General features: G+C 43.8%; 4 protein-coding genes and 1 pseudogene. All 5 read right to left on the reverse strand.

Going from position 1 to position 3,945, the window contains the following annotated elements:
• Nucleotides 1–73: 73 nt before the first annotated feature.
• Nucleotides 74–1,126, reverse strand: a complete 1,053-nt coding sequence (virB11, locus tag ACFIL3_RS09170) for a P-type DNA transfer ATPase VirB11 (RefSeq protein ID WP_375638285.1) — start codon at nt 1,124–1,126, stop codon at nt 74–76.
• Between the two features lie 17 nt (nt 1,127–1,143).
• Nucleotides 1,144–2,322, reverse strand: a complete 1,179-nt coding sequence (virB10, locus tag ACFIL3_RS09175) for a type IV secretion system protein VirB10 (RefSeq protein WP_375682127.1) — start codon at nt 2,320–2,322, stop codon at nt 1,144–1,146.
• 27 nt (nt 2,323–2,349) lie between these two features.
• The gene (virB9, locus tag ACFIL3_RS09180; protein WP_375630944.1) at nt 2,350–3,201 is read right to left on the reverse strand and encodes a P-type conjugative transfer protein VirB9; all 852 of its coding nucleotides are present in this window, start codon (nt 3,199–3,201) and stop codon (nt 2,350–2,352) included.
• Nucleotides 3,202–3,203: 2 nt separating this feature from the next.
• Nucleotides 3,204–3,875, reverse strand: a complete 672-nt coding sequence (locus ACFIL3_RS09185; RefSeq protein ID WP_375682128.1) for a virB8 family protein — start codon at nt 3,873–3,875, stop codon at nt 3,204–3,206.
• Nucleotides 3,872–3,945, reverse strand: a pseudogene (locus ACFIL3_RS09190) (type IV secretion protein VblB7); the annotation flags it as partial. The gene ACFIL3_RS09185 and the pseudogene ACFIL3_RS09190, both read right to left, overlap by 4 nt.

Raw genomic sequence — 3,945 nt, forward strand, 5'->3', positions numbered from 1 at the left:
TAATCGTGTTTTTAAGAAAGCTCTATTGGTATAGTTTTTGCTTATAAAAAAGGGTGTGAGGGGTAGCGTTTTTTTAAAAAGCATCACGGCGTTTGAAAGGGTCGTAATAGATTTCTGTTACACGAAATTTGCCTTCGAGGCGTTTACATTGGATGATGACATCAATCATCGAGATTAATAAGCCGCGGATATCATCGCGTGCTAAATTACCACCACCGTCACTTTCTTTGACAAGAAGGGTCATTTGTTCAAAGGCTGCAAGGGCTGTTGAGGCGTGGACGGTGGTAATGGAGCCGGGGTGACCAGAATTGACATTACGGATATAGTAAAAGGCTGTACCATCACGCAGCTCTTGTAGAAGGATTCTGTCGGGGCGCATGCGTAAGCCTGATTCAAGCAGTTCTTTTGCGCCTGCTTTTGCTAAGCCTTGGTTATCTTTTGAATAAAAGAGCTGCACTTTGTTGGCGTGCGGAACGACAAGTTCTGGTGTGTCTTCAATGGTGAGAATTCGTTCATAGTCAGGGATTTTTGCAATCAAAGCTTTGGAGAGGGTTGTTTTACCAGAACCGGTTTTGCCCGATATTAAGATATTTTGTTGTGTAATAACGGCTTTTTCTAAAAAGGTGCAAAAGTCTTTGGCGATAAAGAGATCTGTTAGCTCTTTGTCTGTGTCAGAGAGTTCGGATAATCGTTCTGTCATTTGTTGCGTGGGTGTGAAACTGGTGTTTTGGGCAACAGAAAAAAGATTGTTTTCATGTAAACTTTCAAGAGAAAAAGTGCGTGATGAAGGTTTACGAATGGTCATGCTAATGGTATTGGCTGCAACTGCTGGAGGCATAACAATTTGTATGCGTTCGTTGTTTGGCAGTGTTGCGGAGAGAACGGGGTTTTCTACACTGATTTTTTGTGTTGTGTAGGCAGCAACAACTTTTGCAATCCCTTCTAGTTCGCTGTAGGTTAGCTCTTTTAAGATGTGGGTTTGCCAACCATTGGGACCCTCAACGATTACTTCGCCAGGGCGATTGATGACAATTTCAAATAAATTGTCATTATTGAGGAAGTCATCTAAGATCTTTAATTTTGTTAAAACGATGGAGGCGCGTTCTGCATTTTTTGCTGATGGCATAATGTGACTTTATTGGCTTAATGAAAAAAGGAATAGCCGGGAGTAGAGCGGTTTCTTTTGCTCTTTACGACTAGTTTATAGACAGAGGAAAAATCGAGATCTTTTGCTACGAAAATGTTGACGAGTTCGCCTTGAAATTTTTCTAGGGTAGGAGGGATGTTGATTTGATTTTCAAGAGCAATACTGGCGGCCTCTTTTCCAGTGTTGTTTGCGCCTTCAAAACCGCCGCCTCCAGAGTTGTTTGAACCTTCTTTATTGGAATTGCCTACTATTTTATTTGTTAAAACTGTTGTGGCACCATCAATAACGGTGAGTAAAAGGGAAGAGCCAAAGCGTTCCCACCAATGGGTGTTGATGTTGCCATCAAAACCGGCTCTGCCTAAACTGTCGGTTGCGGGTGAGGCAAGGTCGATGATGACACCGGTTGGGGTTTTTGCTCTTGTCCAGAGTACAAAGAGGCGAGATTGACCTTGTTTTATCCCTCCGCGGTATTCGCCAATCACTTGGGTTCCTTTATCAAGCAAAACAACGCGCCCATTGTCAGAGAGGATATCACGGTTGATGATGCAGCTTGCAAAGCCTGGTTGCTCACTGTTTAATGCGGTTTCTAAGATACAGGGAATAGAGGTTCCCATGGCGATGATAAAGTTTCTATTGCCGATGAGTTTTGCTTTTGCTTTTGCTTCTTCTGTTTTGGTAGGCTTTAATAGGGTTGCAAAATTTTGTGTGTCTTGAAGGGCAGGAGAATTTTGCGCATTCGCGAGATTTTCAAGGGCATGGAATTTTTCAAAGGGGTTGAGAGTCGTGTTGACGATGTCTTTTAATTGAGATTTAGAGCCTTTGGCAAAAGCTAAAACAGGGGCACGTCTTGCGGCATCAAGTAATGGGTCATCTTTTTTGGGTTCTTGTGCGAGTGGTTGTGGGGGTGGTAAGGTTATTGGCGCTATGTTTGCACGCGGGTCAGAGGGCGCGAGCTCTAAAGGGGCGAGGGAATTGTGAAAGCTTTTTTCTTGTTTTTTATGAGCTTTTGCGGTGTCTTTTTGTTCTGTGGGGGTGGCTAAGATGTTCCAGAGCACATAGCCGCAGATTCCTATACAGGCTATTGCGACAACTATTTTTTTGCCAGCGGTTTTGGCGCTATTGTTTTTGCCATCCCCAATAGATCCGCGATCTTCGATGATTGGTTTATCACTCATGTGTTGTCCCCTTCAATTCCCGCTTATTTAAAGATCTGATGCAATTTTACGTTCAACAGATGGTGAGGTTGTTCCGGTATTTGGATTTGTGCCTTTTGGTTGATAGGCTTCGTTAAAGACGCATAGGACGTTTTTTCCCTGTCTTAGGGTGAAGCGTGCGCTAATGGCATGGACAATCACCATGTTGCCTCTCGTGGTTTTGGGAACCAGCGATTCTGTACCGTCATTGCTGACAATGTAAATGGCAGGGATTTCTTGGTTGTCTGGAAATGTAAATGTTGTTGTTTTGCCATTGTCATAAACGGAGGAGGGTTCAAGAGTGATAGAGCCCTGAGCGGTGTAAGCCCAATTGCGAGGTCCGTAGGTTTCAGAAGCGTTGAAGACATTATCGATACGCTGGGCTTGTTGTTTTTCTTGTCGCATAAGGGCTGCGAGTCTTCTTTGTTCTGCTTCTTCTTGTGGGTAGCGAAATTTCACAAGGAAATATGTTTCTTGTCCAGAGGAAATTTCTCCATCTTTGACCATCAGTTCAAATTGATAGGAGCGCTTTGAGCCATCAAGCTTTGTGGTGACGACTTGGAGATTGGTAATGGGTTGGACTTCCCGCGCTTTGAGGAAAAGAATATTGCCAGCGGGGGCGACTTCCCATGCAACGCTGTTGCCAATTGCCACATGGGCAATTTCTTCATTGGGAGAAAATTCTATTTGTACCGATGAGCGTATGGAGCCAATAATTTTTGTGACATTATAGGCATCATAGTTGATAAAGCGAATGCGGCTATCGCTTGGCGCACGAGTGGGAAAAATACTGGCATGGCTAGGCGTTAAAGAAAGGGTAATAGCGATGTTAAGAATGAGAAAAAGAATTTTTTTTGTCATGATCAGTTGACCACTTCCGGATCGGTTCTATATTCACTAACAATAAACCCTAGAGGATTTATCAAACGGTTTTGGACAGAGATAGGGGCATTGATATATTCAAAGGTAAGTGTTGCAACCCAGTGGGTGATGAATTCTTTGTTGTTCTCGTTATCACGGACGGTTTTATAATAGCGTACCTGTGCGACATCATCATTGATAAAGGAGATTGATTTTATTGTTATTGTAACGGCGGCGTGTTTATAGAGAATTTGAGGACTTTGGGGATTTCTTGCTCCATACCAGCTGGCAAATCTTTCCTGTTCTTCTGAAGAAGAGAGGAGGGAGACGGTTTGGAAGTTGTGTTGTGTTTCTTCTGTGGTGAAGCCTTCACGGGAGCGGACATATTTTGCAGCAAAGTAGCGTGTGATTGCTTCGTCGACATTGGTGGGACCTTCTTTTAAGGCTTCCACAACTTCGGTGATGCCGGTTGAATTGTCGACGCGGATGACAAAAGGTTCCACGGTTTTAAGGGGTGTGAGGGTGATGACCGCGAGAGAAGACAGTATTGCAACAGCAACGGCGATGCCGGCAATGGCAAGCGAGACGCGGGTGGTGCGGCGTGAGGCGAGCATGCGATCTTGATCGAACGAGCGTGCTTCAGCAATGTATTGTTCTATATCTTTTTCTTTCATGCTTTTTGCCCGCAATTTTTGTAAGATTTGATTTCTTCATCCGTTAATTTTTGTGCCAGAAGCATTTCCA

The sequence above is a fragment of the Bartonella sp. CE47NXGY genome, assembly GCF_042195415.1.
GTDB lineage: Bacteria > Pseudomonadota > Alphaproteobacteria > Rhizobiales > Rhizobiaceae > Bartonella.

What these genes read in the sequence shown, in the direction of transcription:
- virB11 (WP_375638285.1), bottom strand. Translation starts at nt 1,126, where the DNA reads ATGCCATCAGCAAAAAATGCAGAACGCGCCTCCATCGTTTTAACAAAA.
- ACFIL3_RS09185 (WP_375682128.1), bottom strand. Translation starts at nt 3,875, where the DNA reads ATGAAAGAAAAAGATATAGAACAATACATTGCTGAAGCACGCTCGTTC.
- virB9 (WP_375630944.1), bottom strand. Translation starts at nt 3,201, where the DNA reads ATGACAAAAAAAATTCTTTTTCTCATTCTTAACATCGCTATTACCCTT.
- virB10 (WP_375682127.1), bottom strand. Translation starts at nt 2,322, where the DNA reads ATGAGTGATAAACCAATCATCGAAGATCGCGGATCTATTGGGGATGGC.